Raw genomic sequence first — 18004 nt, forward strand, 5'->3', positions numbered from 1 at the left:
AGTGGGATGACATATGCAAAGGATTTATTCTGCAAAATTATTATTCGAATCTATCTCATCACCAAGCAGTATACCTGATAAAATCTTTGAAGAACGAATTGTCTTAGTAAAAGCTAAAAACCAACGTCAAGTGAAGGAAATAATCAAACAAGGCTTCCCAGAAGAAACCTATGATAATGCAGAAGGTGGACAAACTAACATAAGTTTAGCAGCCATCCTAGATATCTTTGAGCTTGTAGATCACTTAGAGCAAGAATCACTGCACTTGAGTGAAGTGTACAGCCGCCACCTTATTTTTGATAAAGAAACATCTGTTCAAGAAGCCATTGAGGCATATTCTCTAGATAAATAAAAAGCCGGCTGCTCAGCCGGCTTTTTAATAGCGCTGGAATAACTCTGGGTTTTTCGGAACGTTTTCTAAATAAACGATCTTCCCTTGGTCGTCCAGCTCTGCGATATCAATTCCTTCTGCTGTATAGACACGGCCATCTGAAAGCTTTCCGCAAACGGCCCAGTTTGTTTCATACTTTCCATCTTCTCTTTTATTCCACCCATCCCACATATGCTTAATGTCATCATGTACGTGGAAAAATGTATTCAAAAATTGTGTGAACGCTTGGATCCCAGGCTTTTGGGCGCCATTTAAGACAATCATGACATCGTCAGAAAACAATGCCAGCAATTCATCCATCTGCTCCTGCCCTTTTCCTGCTTCATCGTATCGGCGAAAATACGTATCGAGCACTTCCATGTTCATTCTCCTTTATTTACCTGTCATTTCGAAAATAATCGAACTATATGATTGTACACAATTGTATAGCTCCTGTCTAATTTACCCGGCATAAGAAAAGACATGAATTGATTTAATCCATGTCTCCTTCAGATTAAAGAGATGCTTTTTCTGCTGCAACAAGTGATTTCAGCTCTTCTGCTGCTTTTTTTGGATCGGTGCTCTGGCTAATAGCACTAATGATGCTTATACCGTCTGCCCCAGCTTGTATCACTGGTGCTGCGTTATCGTATGTGATCCCTCCGATACCTACAATTGGAATCTGAAGGCCATGACGGCGGACTTCAGTGATCAAAGACACCCCCTGGACACTGCGTGTATCCTTTTTCGTTTCCGTTGGATAGACTGGGCCCATACCGACATAATCTGCTCCGTCCTTCATGGCTTGTTTTACTTCATCTAGGTTATGCGTCGATACGCCTAATATTTTATTCCCGATCCTTTCTCTGACGTCTTTTGCATTTGTGTCTTCCTGTCCAACATGAACGCCATCTGCATCAAGATCAATCGCTAGCTGTACATCATCATTCACAATAAAGGGAACATTTGCTTCTTGGCAAAGCGCTTGGATTTGACGAGCCAATTGTTTCTTCTCATCACTCTGCAAAGCTTTTTCACCCTTTTCACGAAATTGAAACATGGTGATTCCGCCTTGAATGGCCTCTTTCACAACATCAAGCGGCTGCCTCGTTGTATTCGCTGTGCCCAAAATAAAATAAACCGATAATTGCTGTTTGATTTGCTGTTGATCAGCCTTTGTCATGTGAAACTCCCCCTATTTTCCCTAGTGTCAGCACATCATCGCCGGTTGTGTGCGAAAGTGCGTTTAACAATTCCATTTGAAAGGTTCCAGGTCCTTTATCCTTTGCGTGCAGAGCTGCCCTTTCAGCGGCGACACCATAAAACAGCAATGCGGCTGCCGACGCATGAAGCGGCTGTTCACCCGCTGCACAAAATGCTCCGATGACAGACGTCAGCAAACAGCCAGTTCCCGTCACCTTCGTGAGCCATTCATGTCCATTACGAATGGACAGCACCTCATCTCCATCTGACACCACATCGACTTTTCCTGTGATTACCACTATTGTCTGAAGTGCAATGGACGCTTGTTTGGCTAATGCCGATACATCTCCATTCGCTGCTTTCGCATCAACGCCTTTTGACTCCCAGCCATCCACTCCAAGTAAATGAGCCACTTCAGCAGCATTTCCTCTGACAACGGTGATTTTCACTTTCTCTAACAGCTGTTGAGCAGCATTCGTTCGAAACGTTGTTGCACCAACGCCGACAGGATCTAACAAAACAGGTACACCTTTTTCATTGGCGGCTTGTCCAGCGAGAATCATGGCTTCAACCGTTTCCTTAGTCAATGTGCCAATATTCAGCACTAGTGCATCCGCTAATTGCGCCATTTCAGCCACTTCTTCTTTGGCGTTTGCCATGACCGGCGAAGCACCTAAAGCAAGCAGTCCATTCGCTGTAAAATTCGTCACAACTTGATTGGTGATATTATGAACGAGTGGATTTTTTTCTCGAACCTTCTCCAATAAATGAGACGCGCAGCTTGTTTTCATCCGTATCGTCCTCCCTTTTACTCTGCATCCCACACGTAGGATTTCGTATGCTTTAACCATTCTCTTGCCGCAAACGACAAATAGCGGTCCTTTCGCCAAATGACACCTAAATGCCACGGAATCGACGGGTTTAGGGAAATGACCTTTACCTTTTCAGGATCAAGATCACGGCAGATTCGTTCTGGCAGAAGTCCAATCCCTAAGTTTTCAGCTACCATTTCACTAATGAAATCCCACTGAGACGTTTCATAAATGACATTTGGCCGAAATCCCGCATTCATACATTCATTCAAAATCCGGCTGTGTAGAACAAAATCTTCTCTAAAGAAAATAAAAGACTCTTCCCTTAAATCAGCTAAATGTACTTCCTCACGACCAGCCATCGGATGGGATGGATGCGTCACGAGCTTCATGTTCTCTTTAATAATGGTGTACGTATGAAAAATTTTATCATTTGCAGGCAGAACAATGACACCAATATCAAGCGACCCATCCTCGACCCCTTCCTCTACTTTAATGGAGCCGTGCTCAACTAATTGAAATGTGACATCTGGATATTGCTGGCGGAATTCCCCCATGACATTCGGGAAGAAACTTGACCCAATCATCGGCGGCAGTCCGATTCGAATATGCCCTTTTTTCACATTCATTAAATCATTTAATTCGCTCGTTAAATTCTGAAATGACTGTGTAATTTCACTCGCCTGTGTATACATGGTTTGGCCAGCATCTGTCATTTCAACCTGCCGGCCATTCCGGTAAAACAACTGCACCCCCAGCTCATCCTCCAGGTTTTTGACCATCTTAGAAATGGTCGGCTGCGATACGTAAAGAGACTGCGATGCTTTCGTGAAGCTCTTTAATCTTGCCACTTCTAAGAAATATGTTAAATGTCTGATGTCCACATGCTTCATCCTTCCTATAGACAAAAGGAATAATTACTATTCGATATATGTATTTTACCTATAACTGAACGTGCTGTACACTTTAAAGTAAGCTCATCAATTGGAACGTTGTCATGTTTTTGTGAAACACTGAACAATTTATATAGAAAAAGGAGTGAACAGAAAGTGAAATTGCTCAAAACGCCGCTGATTGCTGCCCTTCAGATTATGGTCTTGTTTATTTTTGCGAAATTCATGAATGTGCTGGCGGCCTTTTTGCATTTGAGAATTCCGGGCACGATCTTAGGCATTCTTGTCATTTTCTTATTACTTCATTTTAAGATCATTCAATTAAAATGGATAGAACTTGGCGCCGTATGGCTGCTCGGAGAACTGCTGCTTTTCTTTATTCCATCAGCAGTTGGTGTCATTGATTATGGAAAATTGCTTTCTCAATCTGGCACAAGTATTGTCCTTGTCGTCTTAATTAGTACGTTTGTGGTCATGCTCTCAACTGGTATCATGACGCAAATGATTGCAAAACGAAAGGAGCGGAAAAAGCTATGTTAGTTGGCGGACTATTTCTGATTTTAACAGTTCTTTTATATCTCGGATCAAAAGCGGTATACAAACGGCATCCGAAGGTCTATGTCTCACCGTTACTTGTCACTCCGCTTGTCCTTGTCGTCTTGCTGTTAATCGTCAACATTCCTTACGATGCTTATAATCAAGGCGGGAAATGGCTCACGAATATGCTGCAGCCTGCGACTGTTGCTTTTGCCATTCCTTTATATAAGTATTTTCATATCCTGAAGAAGCATGCAGTGGAAATTATTTTGAATGTGGCTTGCGGCTCTGTCATTGCGATCTTATCAACGGCTTTTATCGCCAAGTTGTTTCATCTGGACACAGGCCTTATTGAGAGCCTTGTCCCAAGATCGGTCACAACACCTGTAGCGATGAGTGTGTCAGAGATGATCGGCGGCATGCCGTCCGTTACGGCCGTGTTTGTCATTTTAACTGCACTGTTTGGCTCAATTATCGGTCCAATGGTGATCCGTTACTTCCGCATCGATAATGACATTGCCATGGGTGTCCTTCTTGGAACGGGTGCACACGGGGCAGGAACATCGAAGGCTTTTGAAATGAGCTCCGTCTCAGGAACGATCTCAAGTGTATCGATGATTATTTCAGCCATTATTACATTATGTGCAGCGCCTATCCTTATGTCGTTTGCCTTATAAAAAAAGCCATTTCCCTTATTGGAAAATGGCTTTTTCTTATGCTTGTATGAAGACAACCTTTAAATAGTTCCCTTCAGGATAATTCTTCGTTGTACGGAAATCCTCAGGAAGGGTATATTCTTCAAGTATCCGATAGGTTTGCCCTGCTTCTTTAAAAGCCTGCGCAATAAACCCTTTAAATTTCTTCATGCCAAATGCACTGCTATTCGTTGATGCCACAATGACGCCGTTCTCAGCTGTAATTTGGATGGCTTCTTTTAATAGCTTCTTATAATCCTTCGCCGCACTGAATGTGTGCTTTTTCGTTCGTGCAAAGGAAGGCGGGTCTAAGATGACGAGATCATAGGTCCAGCCTTTTTTCGCTGCAAACGGAAAATATTTAAAGACATCCATGACTTTGATATCCTGCCCGTCCACATCAATACCATTGACTTCAAACTGCTCAGATGTTTTTTTCAAGCTGCGGTTTGCAACATCCACACTTGTCGTACGGCTCGCTCCGCCAAGCGCAGCTGCCACTGAGAAAGCACCTGTGTAAGAAAATGTATTGAGCACAGTCTTTCCTTTTGCATAACGATCTCGGATCGCTTTTCTCACATGACGCTGATCAAGGAAGATACCCGTCATCGCGCCATCATTTAAGTAAACCGCCACGTTCATGCCGTTTTCTTTCACGATGAGAGGAAATTCACCTTTCTCTCCCTTCACAAAATCATCATCTTCAATATACTGTCCAGACGTATCAAATCGTTTCTTCTCATAAATACCTTTATAGTCTGGATAGACGTGCTCAAGTGCAGCCAATACTTCTGCCTTTAATGTATAGACTCCTTCGCTATACCATTGGATGAGGTAGAATCCGTCGTAATGATCAATCGTGACGCCGCCAATTCCATCCCCTTCTCCGTTGAACACACGAAAAGCAGTCGTCTGTGCATCACGAAATAAATGCGTTCTGCTTTTCGCTGCCTGCTCAAGCCTAGAGACAAAAAAAGCTTGATCTATTTTTTCGTTTGCATCAAAGGTTAGTACCCAGCCGATTCCTTTATTTTGCACACCATAATACCCTTTTCCTAAAAAAGTGCCCCGCTCATCCACCCATTCAATGAGCTCGCCTTCCCGTACACCGTTCACATGCGATACTGCATCTTTAGAAATGAGCGGATATCCCTTTTTCACTTGTTCCGCAAATGTTTGTTTTAATGAGATTTTTTTCATTTGTGTCATCCTTATCCTAAATTGACTCTCTCTATCCTACCATATGAATGTATACGTTACTTCTATTATGATAAGATGAGGAGAAAATTATCAACATGACATAGAGGAGGCACTTCGTTTGACGACATTACGCTTAGATCATACAGGTATTATGGTTTCGAATATTGATCAGTCGATTGATTTTTATGAAAAAGTGGTGGGCATGAAATTAAAGGACCGCATCACTCATACAAATGGAGTGATTGAGCTTGCCTTTCTCGGTTTTAAAGATGAAACCGAAACGGAAATTGAGCTCATCCAAGGCTACAGCAGTGACCTGCCATCTGAAGGGAAGGTCCATCATCTCGCTTTCACAACAGACAATATTCATGCTGAATTCAATCGTATTCAAAAGCTGCAAATTGAATTAATTGATGAAGAAATCACGACATTACCAAATGGATATTGCTACTTCTTTTTTAGAGGACCAGACCAAGAATGGATCGAATTCTTCCAGCGCTAATATTTCCTAGGAAATGGGGCCGCTAAATCTCTCCCATTCATTCATAAAGAAAAGAGTAAGAGCATATACATGCCCTTACTCTTTTTTATAACACTTTACTAAGAAATGATTTTGTACGCTCATGCTGCGGGTTCCCAAAGAGAGCTTCCGGTTTGTCTTCCTCAACAATATATCCGCCATCCATAAAGATGACACGATCTCCTACTTCTCTTGCAAAGCCCATTTCGTGTGTGACCACAATCATTGTCATGCCTTCGACAGCTAATTGTTTCATTACAGCTAATACATCCCCTACGACCTCAGGATCAAGAGCTGATGTCGGCTCATCGAATAATAGTACTTTCGGATCCATTGCCAACGCTCTTGCAATGGCTACACGCTGTTTTTGTCCACCAGATAATTGGTTAGGATAGCTTTGAGCTTTGTCTTTTAAGCCGACTTTTTCAAGCAAGTCTAACGCTTTTTCGACTGCCGCCTTCTTCTCGATGCCTTTTACTTTTATCGGTGCAATCGTAATATTTTCTAAAACGGTTTTATGAGGGAATAAATTAAAGTGCTGAAACACCATGCCTACTTCTTGCCTTACTTTATTGATATTCACCTTTGGGTCTGTAATCGTGTGCCCGTGGACAACGACTTCTCCAGCCGTGATATCTTCTAATTTATTGAGGCATCTTAGAAACGTGCTTTTCCCTGATCCAGAAGGACCTATGACACACACGACTTCCTTTTCCTCGATGACTGCATTAATATCCTTTAACACTTCGTGATCGCCAAAGGATTTCTTTAAGTTTTTCACCGTAATCATACTCATTTGATATCAAATCTCCTTTCTGCGTAGCTAGCCAGTAGAGAAAGTAAATAAATGATCACGAAATAAATGACACCGACAATCAGCCAGACATTCAAAGGATCAAATGTAGCCGATGCTTGAACTTGCCCTCGCTGCATAATATCGGCAATTCCGATAATAGATAAGAGAGATGTATCCTTCAAGCTGATGATGGCCTGGTTTGTAATCGCTGGGAGCATGCGGCGGAATGCCTGCGGTAGGACGATAAAGCGCATGTTTTGCCCCCCTGTAAAGCCTAAAGAGCGCGCAGCTTCTGTTTGTCCTTTATCAATAGACTGAATCCCTGCACGAATAATTTCTGAGAAATAAGCTCCTGCATTAATCGCTACTGTAATAATCCCTGCGGGCACTCGATCAAGCGAAATGAATTCAAGTGTATTCAAACCAAAATAAATGAAGAATAGCTGTACGATAAATGGTGTGCCTCGAATGGCATTCACAAAGACGAGTGCGATGAAATTTAAGATTTTAAATGGTGACAGACGGAATAATGCCACAATTAAACCGATGATAAACCCTAAAATGATGGCAACAACAAAGATATATAAAGTGGTTTGCAAACCATCCATTAAATACGGAAATGCATTAATAATAGTATCCATGTTTCTCCCTCCCTAATTCACATACGGCTGACACATAAAGAAAGCGCGCTCGGAGCGCGCCTCGCTTGTGTTATGACTTCAAATATTTATCAATAATTTTGTCATATTCACCGTTTTTCTTTAGGTTCTCAAGGCCTTTATTGATCTTCTTCAATAGGTCTTGGTTTTTCCCCTTCATGACAGAGATACCATACTGGTCTCCATTCAAGCGGTCTCCAACTGTTTTCAATTTTAAATCTTGTTGTGCGATCGCATACGTAATGACAGGATAATCCTCAATTAAGGCATCTGCATTTCCGTTTGATACTTCCTGGAACATAGATGGGCTGTCATTAAATTGAACGACTTCATACCCATATTTATCTGCGTTATCAGATGCGAACTTTGCACCAGTCGTCCCGTTTTTAACAGCTAGCTTTTTCCCCTTTAAATCATTAATAGATTTGATGCTGCTGTCCTTTTTCACAACAACTGTCAGTCCAGCGTCGAAGTAAGGATCTGAGAAATCTACTTTCTTCTTACGCTCATCTGTAATACTCATCCCGCCCATTCCAACATCAAGCTGTCCTGCCTGCATCGCTGGAATGATACCTGAGAAGTCCATGGCTTCAAGCTTCACTTTGAAACCTTGGTCTTTCGCGATTGCATTAATTAAATCAACGTCTATCCCTTCATATTTACCGCCCTTTTCAAATTCAAATGGCGGATAAGTTGTATCTATCCCGATTTTATATGTGCCTTTGCCTTCTCCCGAACCACTGTCCGATTTTGATCCACAGGCTGCCATGACAAGCACAACAATTAGTCCCATGATCAATAACATCGATTTCTTCATAAAACACGACCCCCATTGTCAGTTTTGTCTAAATATTCGCAATAACAATAATACTATACCACGCTAAAGCTATAGTGTGTGATATTTTTTATCAATACCAAAGATCCATACAATTCTAGATCAATAGTCTCTTTAAATTTTACTTTTTTGCGAATAACTCATTTTATTCTAAAAGAAGAGTCATCCACAATTATAATGTGAGATAATCTCACAAAAAAACGAGGCAGCGCCTTGATAAATGATGTTTCTCCCTTGCATACGAAAGCAAACTCAACAACTTGCTTCCTCTCTATATTGATATTGTAATATATTTTTCCCAAAACCCTCTTTTTACCCGAAAAAATGTAAGCGTATACAAAAGAGCGGTGTCTCCCTATTTCTTTCACTACTGGTTGAATTTACATCAAAAAACATGTTTTACAAACCGCACGAGAGAGCTTAAAATATAAGAAGATACTGGAATATGGGAAGTTGATTCAGAAGAACGGATATTGATAGATGAAGAAAGGAGGATAAGAATTGGCAGAAGCAGGTGTTTTGTCGTCCGTTGATGTAGCGAATATGCTCAATGATTGGTATGTCATGATGAAAAAAAGAGAGATACAAGGTGCCATCCAGTTAAAAGAAGACATTCTTCAAGCGTTTGATCGAATGGAAGAAAATCAAGACGTCTTACTTTACTATCAACTGCTAGAGTACCGTTTTAAAGATCTAATAGAAGATACAGCTTCATTAGATCATAGTCTTTTTGTTGATGAAAATGCCATCCGTACGGATGATATGCTCAGCTATTATTTCTATTTCTTTAAAGGGATGTATGAAATGCGCAGAGGCAATCAGGATACGGCATTTCACCATTTAAAATTGGCCGAGGATAAATTAGATCTCGTGCACGATGACATTGAAAAAGCCGAATTTCATTATAAAACTGGGTGTCTTTACTATAATATTAGGTCCACGCTTCTCTCCATCCACCACTTAAAGATGGCTTCATCTATTTACGACGCAGATCCATGTTATGTGAAAAAATCAATCAGCTGTCAAATGATGCTTGCTTTGAATTATGCGGATCAGTCGAAATATGATGAGGCAGAATCGCTGTTCGAAGAAGTGATTCATTCACTAGAACAGATGGAAGATCCAGATTTACTTGGACATGCCTATTGCAATGCAGCCTTTATTAAAAGTCTAAGAAATGAATACAGTGAAGCTGTGCCGCTCCTAGAAAAGGCTTTAATGATAGAATCATTCGAAACTTCTTCTCCAGGCGGCTATTTACTTGCCATGTACGCCTACACAAAAGCACTTTTTAAGCTGAAAAAGCCAGGTTTGTTCCACTATTATGTACAGCTTTCACTTCAAAAAGCAGAAAATTTAAAACAACGAAACATTTCACTTAAATTATCCATTTTAGAAACACTTATGATTCAGCCAGACAACATGATTGAGCAAATCAAGGCTTATTGCGATCAATTAGAAACAATGAATTTCCTTGTTGACCTTGAAGCTATTTGTCAGGATGCAGCAGCTTACTTAACGGATCTTGGGCTTCATGAAGAATCCTCTTATTTTAGAAACAAGGCGTTGTCCTTGAAAACTTGTTAAGAAAATGGAGTGATGTATGATGAAGAAATGGCTCATCACAAGTGCGATTTTAACCCTCTTGATAACAGGTGTTTCTGTTGGTACTTCCATTCAAAAAGACAGCCAATCTGCACAATCTCAAGATATTATTCAAAAGAGAGACCGTGGAACCAATCCTTAATATGAAAAAAAGCAGCTGTGATCAAAACAGCTGCTTTTTGATGTGCTAATCAATTTCTCGTTTAATATTCTGCATTTTTTCATCTAAGTAATGGGCAATATCTGCGGCTTCCTTCAGTTCATCAGTCAGCTGATGAGGAACATCGTTTTGCAGTTTATAATAGATTTTATGCTCTAGACTCGCCCAAAAATCCATCGCAATGGTCCGCACCTGAATCTCAACCTTCACATGCTCCACACGATTTGTTAAGTAGACAGGTATCTCAACAATTAAATGAAGGCTTCTGTAGCCATTTGGTTTTGGATGTTGAATGTAGTCCTTCACTTCAAGGATCTTTAAATCCTCTCTTTGCCTCAATACATCCATAATGTTATAGATATCTTGAATAAAAGAACAGATGATGCGGACACCTGCGATATCATGGATATGCTCCTTGGCACATTGTGTCGTGATGTCGCATCCTTTTCTTGCTAGTTTATTCACGATGCTTTCAAAGGATTTAATTCGTGATTTTGTATGCTCTATTGGGTTGTGTCCATGGATTAAATTATACTCCTGGCTGATAATTGAAAACTTTGTATCCATTTCATCTAACGCAAATTTATATACTAATAGTTCATTTTTCCAGTCTTCCATGACATTTTTCAAATCTTCTACATGAGTTGCTGACATATTCATTTTCTTTTTGTCATCTCCTTTTGGGAAACGGCAGCTGCACCGCTTTCCGTTTACTAGACGGAGAGAGGACTCGAATGGTTTTAAAAAATACGCAGTTAGCCTCGTTGTTTGTAATATGTCAGCGCCAGTGCAAGGGCCAGCACAGAACCTTTCACAATATCCATTGCATAATAAGGGACAGACATCATCACAAGCCCATTTTGTAAAATACCAATGAGTACAGCCCCGATAAAAGTGCCAAATGCGTTTGGCTTACCTGCCCCCATGACGGAAAAGCCGATAAAAGCAGCCGCTACTCCATCCATTAAATATGGTGCACCCGCATTAATTTCTGCTGTCATCACCCTTGATGCAAGTACGATTCCGCCGATCGCTGCAAATAACGCAGAAAGCAGATAGGCCGAAATTTTGTATTTGTTCACATGTATGCCAGACAAACGAGCCGCTTCCTTATTCCCACCGATGATGTACATGAATCGGCCGTGCTTTGTGTAGGTCATGAAAACATGCGCAAAGAGTACAATGGCAGCCATAATGAGAATGATATATGGCACCTGTCCAATTTTGCTGAAAAAGGCAGGAATCGTTCCCGTTGAGAACGTGCCATCGGGAAGCACCATATTTTCAGAAATAGTCGCCCCTTTCGTATACGTTTGAGCCAGCCCTTGAATAATAAACATCATGGCTAATGTCATGAGCATATCTGGAATTTTCATTTTGACGATCATCCATGCATTTAGCAAACCAACAATGATAGAAGCCGCTAGTGCAGAGAGGATTGCAATCAGTGGGTTTTGCGAGAACCATACGAACATAGAAATGACAATCGCATTTGATAGCGTAGCGACTGATCCAACTGATAAATCAAAGCCGTTTACTGCCAATGAGATGGTTAAGCCCACCGCAATGATGGTCACAATTGAGATAGACCGTAGAATATTGATGATATTTCCTGATTGCAAAAACGCTGGATTCGATGCCGCAAATACCACAATCAACACGACAATGGTTAAGATCGTCCCATATCGATAAAAGAAATCAAACAGATGAAAGGATGGCCGATGTTTTTTGATTTGCTGCACAGGGGCTGGAATTTGTTGTTCGCTCATGATTGTCCTCCTGTTGAATGATATAAAAGCTCCTCTTCAGTCGTCGGTGCGGTCATTTCCCGGGCAATGCTGCCATCATATAACACGTATACTCGGTCAGCGATACCTGCAATCTCTGACAGCTCACTCGACGCATAAATGACAGATTTTCCGCGGGCGGCAAGCTCTGCAATCAAAGTGAAAATATCTTTTTTCGCTCCAACGTCTACACCTTTGGTTGGTTCATCAAAGAGATACACATCTGCCTCAGCCAGCAGCCATTTTCCGATAGCAACCTTCTGCTGATTTCCACCAGATAGGTGCTTCACCTTTGCTTCAAGAGACGGCGTTTTGACACCGAGACGTTTGACGATGTCTTCTGCTTCCCGCTTTTCCTTCGAACGATGTAAGAAGCTGAATATCCGTGAAAATGAGTGAAGACTTGCAGCCGTTAAGTTCCACCCCACGCTCTCTTCGGTCAGAATCCCTTCTTTTCTCCGCTCTTCCGGCACAAGAGCCATTCCAGCTCTCACCGCTTGATGAGGCGATGTGATGCGGATGGTTTGACCATGAAGCTGCACGGTCCCCGTCTTTTTTTCTGAGGCACCGAAAAGGGCTTTGCACAATTCTGTTTTACCAGCACCGACAAGTCCTGCGATCCCGAGAATTTCTCCTTTTTTGACATAAAAGTGAATGTTGTTTAATTTATGTTGATCGTTTAGCTCTTTCACTTCAAGCACAATAGGTGCATCTTTCAGTGGCCTGCGAGATGGGAATTGCTCCTCTAATGGTGCGCCTAGCATTTCTTCAATGACCTGCTGCGGATTTGTGTCTTTGACAAGGTGAGCTGCGACATCCGTTCCATTTCGCATCACAGTCAATTCATCACAGATGGTGAAAATTTCAGGCATGCGGTGAGAAATAAACACGATCCCCGTCCCATTCTGTTTCAACCGATCAATCATTGAGAATAATTTGCTTGTTTCTGCATGACTAAGCGGAGCCGTTGGTTCATCTAAGATTAAAATGCTGCATTTAATGGAAACAGCCTTGGCAATGAGCACCATCTGTTTTTCGGCAAGGGTCAGATCGCTGACAAGTCGTTTTGTGGAGATGTCGATGTCCATTTCTTTTAATAGCTGAGCCGCCTTGCGATGCAGCTCTTTCCAGCTGACAAATGTTTTTTTCTCAATCTCATGCATCATCATATTCTCACCAACAGTTAAGTAGGGAACAAGAGCCGTATCCACTTCTTGATGGACCGTCTGCACACCATATGAGGATGCATCCTTTGGGGTTTGAATGGATGCCGCCTGGCCATTGATGTAGATGGTCCCGTCGAAGTGGGAATGAGCGCCAGAAAGAACCTTCATTAACGTTGACTTCCCAGCACCATTTGCTCCAATCAGTGCATGGACCGTCCCTTTTTTTAATGTGAAATTCACTTGATCTAACGCTTTGACCCCTGGAAATTCAATTGAAATATTCTTCATACGAACAAGCGGCGCTGTCATAGGTGTCCTCCTTCTCTTGATATCATCTGAAAAACGAAACACCCTCTATGGAAAGAGAGTGCACGTCGCTTATTTTGTATAATGCTTCTTCAAGGTCTTCATCCAATCTTCCTCAAAAGCAGTCGATGAACCGAATCCCTTCACTTCGTCTGCAAGATTGACCATGTTAATGGCTTTTCCTGCTTGTTGAAGCTGCTTTTGCGAGATGAGAGAGGCCTCAAGGTCATAGGAAGACGGTGTTTTCTCACCAGCTATTTTCTTCGCAAGAATCCTCACGTCGACTGCGCCGATGAGCTTCGGATCAACCGCTGCTGTATACTTCCACGGACTGTCCTTCGCCGTCATTTCTTGAAGATCCGCATTTGATACATCAATCCCATAAATCTTCACTTCTGTTCTTCCTGCTTCCTTTAACGCTCTTGCTGCCCCAATGGCAAAGGCATCCCATGTGGCAAAAATAGCGTCCAGCTTGCCCTTTGGATACTTATTCAGCATGGCTGCTACTGCATTTTGCGTTTGAACAGACGTATCAGAGGAGGCAATACCAAAGCGGTCAAGCTCCTTAATTCCTGAATGTTGTTTAAGCGTTTCTTGATAGACCTTATTTCGTCTCACCATTGGCGGGAATCCATCTACCCAGAGGTACGCAATATTTGCTTTTCCTTTAAAATCAGACACGAGCGCATCTAATGATTTTTTCGCTAATTGCTCATCATCTTGAGATGTCACTGTGACCCCTTTGATGTCCTTCAGCTTAGGATTCGAATCAAATGCTACAACTGGAATGCCTTTCGCTGTGATCTTTTTCACATCAGCGACTGTCGCCTCGTCGTCCCCGTGAGAGATGATAAAGCCATCATAATTTTCTTCAAGCGCCTGAGAGATGGCATCATGGAACTTCGCTGTATCTCCATTTGCGGTGTAGACATCTACCGTAAAGCCGAGTGCTTCACCTTCTGCCTTGGTTCCAGCTAAAAATTGAGCTGTATGATCGTCTCCTCCAATTTTGCGGATGACTTTAATTTTTGCCCCCTGTCCCTTTGCAAATCGCTTCGGTACATTGTCAAAAGAGACTTTTTCGTTCGTATTTGCCTTTGAGCCTGCACTTGATCCGGTGCCGCAGCCTGTTAATAGGACGGTTAATGCCGTTAATAAGACAAGACATGATGTAAAATGCTTACGCTTCATTGCTGTTCCTCCTCAAGTTGTTTTGATTTTTCACATCTGAAAACTAGGTAAAAGAGTGGAAATACGCCTGTAAAACAGGCATTTGATTCGAAAAAGAGACGAAAAAAAGCCTCTCTTGGAAAGAGAGGCTTGATCACCGTTGCATGAAACATGTATCGGGAAGTCTTCCTCTCTTATCTGTCAAAGCTGTAACAGCTTTGCAGGAATTAGCACCAATTTCTAAAATAGAAACGGTTGCCGGGCGTCATAGGGCCAGTCCCTCTGCCTCTCTTGATAAGAGATCCGTTATGAAATTTGTTTTCGTTGAAATGTCTTCTTTACTTTAATGTGATGTCACATCAATGTCAATGACTTTTTTGAAAATTTCTAAAATATCATCAGCTTCCGATGATTTTCTTCGCAGGTGATGATTTCTTCAGACGGAAATCATATTTTTTCTCATTCACAAATTGCGGGTTCAGATGTGCTGATCCTTTATCTTGACCGCTTTTAGAGAGATACGTTTTGTAGCCTTCCAGCCATTTCCCGTGCCATACCCACTGTGATGCTTTTGCACCTTTGCGGTCATCATAAACGTTCTTCTGGAAGGTATTCTTTTGGTTCACTTGATAAAGATTCACGACTAAGTAATGCGAGGCACTAGCGGTCATGATATTATTCGTGATTCGATTGTTCACTGCTTGATACTGCATCAGCAATTGACCGCCTTCTAAACCGGCTGTGTCATTTTTGTACAAAGTATTATGTGAGATCGTCGTATTGGTTGTACCGCCACGCTTCTTATCATAGCCGCCAATAGAAATGCCTGTATAACGGTTCAAATACACTTGATTGTGTTCGATGCGGATGCGGTCCGCCATTTTTCCTTTATGTTCGCTTGTGACTTCAATCCCTAAGTCATTGTGATGTGAGATGTTATGATCGATCACAATGTCTTTTCCGCCATCGACATAAATTCCGCCAGCAGAAATGTCGCTGCCATAGGCTGGGTTCCCTGCACTCGTAATCTCATATACTTTGTTTCTTGAGACGACACCGTTTCTGACTTGATCATACTTTTTAGAGGGTGCCACGTTCTCAAATCCAATTAAATCAATGCCAATATTATCAGTGTGCCGGACCGTATTATGTGTCACACGGAACTTTTTCACGTTCCCATTTAGCACAAGCGCTTCACTGAAGCCCAGCTTTAATTTTTCAACGGTATTTCCTTTGATTTCAATGTCTTCAATCGCTGCTGGAGCTTTTGTCCCATAGACAGCAATTCCATGTGCATTTCCATTTTCATGTTTCGTCTGAATATCATACACTCGGTTATTAAGCAGTTTGACGCCTTTGCCGCTTCCTTTGATGAAAATACCAACTGGTGTTAAATCTTCTTTATTCGTCTTAAGATGTCCTACAGTCAGGCCTTTGAGGGTGATGTAGCTCTTTTGATCGATCGTGACAAGACCGCCATCGGCTTGATTTCCTTTAAGGGAAGCCCCGCTAATCACAGGTTTTTCTTTTCCATAAGCTTGAAAGACAACGGGTGCTTTCTTTGTTCCTGAATGGCGGACAATCAATTTTTCTTTGTATGTACCGCCTCTCATGTAAATGGTTGCCCCAGCCTTCGCCATACTTGCTGCTTTTTTCAGCGTGCGGAAAGGTTTTTGCTTTGTTCCCGGGTTTTTGTCGCTTCCGTTTACCGCTACGTAATAGGCTGTGCTTTGCTTAGCGCCAGCCTCATCTGTCATCGCTTGACAGCCAAAGCTGATGACGGTCATGAATAAAATGAGTAAAATGCCTGGTATCGCTCGTTTCATCTTGTTGTTTGCTCCTTTCCCTTCTCTCCTTCCTTTATCGGTTAAAAAAAAGAGGATTAAAATATGACGATGTCCCTTGCAATGTACTAGTCAAAAGGTGTATGGTTGAAAGAATATCTTACAGGAAAACCATTCGTTTTTAAATTGTCAGATTAATCAGTCAATATTGTATTTGGATTTTATTTCTTTTTTAAAAGGGTGACATGAGCCAAACTGACAGCAGAGAGAAGGAAAGCGCTTTAACAGATTTTTCTTGTCTGAATTACAGAAAACCTATTGCTAATATTTTGTGAAGGTATAGAATAGAATCATAATTATTTCATATTATTAGAATTTTCAAATAATCAAACAGCAAGGAGATTTACAATGCCAAAACAACCCATCCGCGTTGAACTTAGTTCAACAAAAAAACCAAAACCTCAATCTGATCAACTTGAATTCGGAAAAATCTTCACAGATCACATGTTTGTGATGGATTATTCAGTTGATAAAGGCTGGTACGATCCAAGAATTATCCCTTATCAAGCCATTCCAATGGACCCAGCGTCGATGGTCTACCATTATGGTCAATCTGTTTTTGAAGGCTTGAAAGCTTATGTTTCTGAGGATCAAAAAATTCTCTTATTCCGTCCGGAAAAAAACATGGAACGCTTAAACAGATCCAATGACCGCCTGTGTATTCCGCAAATTGATACAGAAACAGTATTAGAGGGCTTAAATGAACTCATTCGTATTGATAAGGATTGGGTACCTGATGCAGAGGGAACTTCCTTGTATATTCGTCCATTCATTATTTCCACTGAGCCGTATTTAGGCGTTGCACCGTCTAGCACGTATAAGCTGCTCATTATCTTATCTCCTGTGGGATCATACTATAAAGAAGGCATTCATCCGGTCAAAATTGCAGTTGAAAATGAGTTTGTCCGTGCCGTTAAGGGTGGAACAGGAAATGCCAAAACAGCTGGAAACTATGCCTCAAGCCTTAAAGCACAGCAAGTTGCTGAAACGAAAGGATTTTCACAGGTTCTTTGGCTTGATGGGGTCGAGAAAAAATACATTGAAGAAGTCGGCAGCATGAATATCTTCTTTAAAATCAACGGCGAAATCGTGACGCCTGAATTGAACGGCAGCATTTTAGAAGGCATCACACGCAACTCTGTGCTTGAACTGTTAAAGCATTGGGGAATTCCAGTAACAGAGCGCAAAATTTCAATTGATGAGTTAATTGAAGCACATCAATCTGGCGAGCTTGAAGAAATTTTCGGAACTGGAACGGCAGCCGTGATCTCTCCTGTCGGGGAATTAATTTATCATGATCAGCCATATGTGATCCAAAATGGTCAAACAGGCGAAGTATCGAAGAAATTGTACGAAGCCATTACTGGCATCCAAAAAGGGACACAGCCAGACATCTTCGGCTGGACAGTTGAAGTTGACTCAGTCGTCAAGCAAGCATAAGCATAT

General features: G+C 41.6%; 20 protein-coding genes and 1 riboswitch. Of the genes, 7 read left to right on the top strand and 13 right to left on the bottom strand.

Annotated elements, in window-relative coordinates:
* Positions 1-13 precede the first annotated feature (13 nt).
* Entirely contained in the window at positions 14-352 is a 339-nt protein-coding gene (locus MHB66_RS17830) for a DUF4288 domain-containing protein (RefSeq protein ID WP_046312819.1), read from the top strand.
* A gap of 24 nt (positions 353-376) precedes the next feature.
* Here MHB66_RS17830 and MHB66_RS17835 read toward each other — a convergent pair whose 3' ends face one another.
* The 4 genes from MHB66_RS17835 to MHB66_RS17850 form a co-directional block, all read right to left on the bottom strand.
* Positions 377-751 carry a nuclear transport factor 2 family protein gene (locus tag MHB66_RS17835; RefSeq protein WP_034281317.1) on the bottom strand — a complete coding sequence of 125 codons (375 nt, stop codon included), beginning with the start codon at positions 749-751 and terminating at the stop codon, positions 377-379.
* Between the two features lie 133 nt (positions 752-884).
* A complete protein-coding gene (thiE, locus tag MHB66_RS17840; protein WP_046312817.1) occupies positions 885-1553 on the bottom strand; it encodes a thiamine phosphate synthase in 669 nt (222 codons plus the stop codon).
* The gene (gene thiM / locus MHB66_RS17845; RefSeq protein ID WP_046312815.1) at positions 1540-2364 is read right to left on the bottom strand and encodes a hydroxyethylthiazole kinase; all 825 of its coding nucleotides are present in this window, start codon (positions 2362-2364) and stop codon (positions 1540-1542) included. The genes thiE and thiM overlap by 14 nt, the downstream gene beginning before the upstream one ends.
* 17 nt (positions 2365-2381) lie before the next feature.
* Positions 2382-3269, bottom strand: coding sequence for a LysR family transcriptional regulator (locus MHB66_RS17850; RefSeq protein ID WP_039182411.1), 888 nt, complete (start codon positions 3267-3269; stop codon positions 2382-2384).
* Positions 3270-3434: 165 nt separating this feature from the next.
* On the opposite strand from MHB66_RS17850, the gene MHB66_RS17855 reads away from it, so the two are divergent.
* Together MHB66_RS17855 and MHB66_RS17860 are read left to right on the top strand one after the other, a co-directional pair.
* A complete protein-coding gene (locus MHB66_RS17855; protein ID WP_080701177.1) occupies positions 3435-3818 on the top strand; it encodes a CidA/LrgA family holin-like protein in 384 nt (127 codons plus the stop codon).
* Complete coding sequence (locus tag MHB66_RS17860; RefSeq protein ID WP_024423852.1) at positions 3812-4492, top strand: CidB/LrgB family autolysis modulator; 681 nt, start codon at positions 3812-3814, stop codon at positions 4490-4492. Before MHB66_RS17855 ends, MHB66_RS17860 begins: the two co-directional genes overlap by 7 nt.
* Positions 4493-4528: 36 nt before the next feature.
* On the opposite strand, the gene MHB66_RS17865 is transcribed toward MHB66_RS17860, so the two are convergent.
* The gene (locus MHB66_RS17865; protein WP_034281321.1) at positions 4529-5710 is read right to left on the bottom strand and encodes a class I SAM-dependent rRNA methyltransferase; all 1182 of its coding nucleotides are present in this window, start codon (positions 5708-5710) and stop codon (positions 4529-4531) included.
* Positions 5711-5828: 118 nt separating this feature from the next.
* On the opposite strand from MHB66_RS17865, the gene MHB66_RS17870 reads away from it, so the two are divergent.
* Positions 5829-6212 carry a VOC family protein gene (locus MHB66_RS17870; protein WP_024423854.1) on the top strand — a complete coding sequence of 128 codons (384 nt, stop codon included), beginning with the start codon at positions 5829-5831 and terminating at the stop codon, positions 6210-6212.
* An 85-nt stretch (positions 6213-6297) separates the two neighbouring features.
* Here MHB66_RS17870 and MHB66_RS17875 read toward each other — a convergent pair whose 3' ends face one another.
* The 3 genes from MHB66_RS17875 to MHB66_RS17885 all read right to left on the bottom strand — a co-directional run bounded on the left by MHB66_RS17875 (position 6298) and on the right by MHB66_RS17885 (position 8502).
* On the bottom strand, positions 6298-7026 hold the full coding sequence (locus MHB66_RS17875; protein WP_034281322.1) for an amino acid ABC transporter ATP-binding protein: 729 nt from the start codon (positions 7024-7026) through the stop codon (positions 6298-6300).
* Entirely contained in the window at positions 7023-7667 is a 645-nt protein-coding gene (locus MHB66_RS17880; protein WP_024423856.1) for an amino acid ABC transporter permease, read from the bottom strand. The genes MHB66_RS17875 and MHB66_RS17880 overlap by 4 nt, the downstream gene beginning before the upstream one ends.
* A 70-nt stretch (positions 7668-7737) precedes the next feature.
* On the bottom strand, positions 7738-8502 hold the full coding sequence (locus MHB66_RS17885) for a transporter substrate-binding domain-containing protein (RefSeq protein WP_024423857.1): 765 nt from the start codon (positions 8500-8502) through the stop codon (positions 7738-7740).
* 519 nt (positions 8503-9021) lie between these two features.
* Between MHB66_RS17885 and MHB66_RS17890 the strand changes: the two genes are divergently transcribed.
* Together MHB66_RS17890 and MHB66_RS17895 are read left to right on the top strand one after the other, a co-directional pair.
* Positions 9022-10107, top strand: coding sequence for a Rap family tetratricopeptide repeat protein (locus MHB66_RS17890; protein ID WP_046312813.1), 1086 nt, complete (start codon positions 9022-9024; stop codon positions 10105-10107).
* A 19-nt stretch (positions 10108-10126) separates the two neighbouring features.
* Positions 10127-10267: a hypothetical protein gene (locus tag MHB66_RS17895; protein WP_162860197.1), complete on the top strand. Its 141-nt coding sequence runs from the start codon at positions 10127-10129 to the stop codon at positions 10265-10267.
* A 45-nt stretch (positions 10268-10312) separates the two neighbouring features.
* Here the strand turns inward: MHB66_RS17895 and MHB66_RS17900 are convergent, their stop codons facing one another.
* The 5 genes from MHB66_RS17900 to MHB66_RS17920 all read right to left on the bottom strand — a co-directional run bounded on the left by MHB66_RS17900 (position 10313) and on the right by MHB66_RS17920 (position 16540).
* A complete protein-coding gene (locus MHB66_RS17900) occupies positions 10313-10945 on the bottom strand; it encodes a GTP pyrophosphokinase family protein (RefSeq protein ID WP_025093809.1) in 633 nt (210 codons plus the stop codon).
* 95 nt (positions 10946-11040) lie between these two features.
* Positions 11041-12054: an ABC transporter permease gene (locus MHB66_RS17905; protein WP_046312811.1), complete on the bottom strand. Its 1014-nt coding sequence runs from the start codon at positions 12052-12054 to the stop codon at positions 11041-11043.
* A complete protein-coding gene (locus MHB66_RS17910) occupies positions 12051-13547 on the bottom strand; it encodes a sugar ABC transporter ATP-binding protein (RefSeq protein WP_046312809.1) in 1497 nt (498 codons plus the stop codon). Before MHB66_RS17910 ends, MHB66_RS17905 begins: the two co-directional genes overlap by 4 nt.
* A 69-nt stretch (positions 13548-13616) precedes the next feature.
* Entirely contained in the window at positions 13617-14735 is a 1119-nt protein-coding gene (locus tag MHB66_RS17915; RefSeq protein WP_034281327.1) for a sugar ABC transporter substrate-binding protein, read from the bottom strand.
* Between the two features lie 170 nt (positions 14736-14905).
* Positions 14906-15015, bottom strand: a riboswitch (SAM riboswitch).
* Between the two features lie 97 nt (positions 15016-15112).
* Positions 15113-16540 carry a right-handed parallel beta-helix repeat-containing protein gene (locus MHB66_RS17920; protein ID WP_046312807.1) on the bottom strand — a complete coding sequence of 476 codons (1428 nt, stop codon included), beginning with the start codon at positions 16538-16540 and terminating at the stop codon, positions 15113-15115.
* Positions 16541-16906: 366 nt separating this feature from the next.
* Between MHB66_RS17920 and MHB66_RS17925 the strand changes: the two genes are divergently transcribed.
* Complete coding sequence (locus tag MHB66_RS17925) at positions 16907-17998, top strand: branched-chain amino acid aminotransferase (RefSeq protein WP_024426445.1); 1092 nt, start codon at positions 16907-16909, stop codon at positions 17996-17998.
* The last annotated feature ends 6 nt before the right edge of the window (positions 17999-18004 follow it).

Origin of the sequence: Bacillus sp. FSL L8-0167, from assembly GCF_038630295.1 — a bacterium.
GTDB classification, from domain to species: Bacteria; Bacillota; Bacilli; order Bacillales; family Bacillaceae; genus Bacillus; species Bacillus safensis.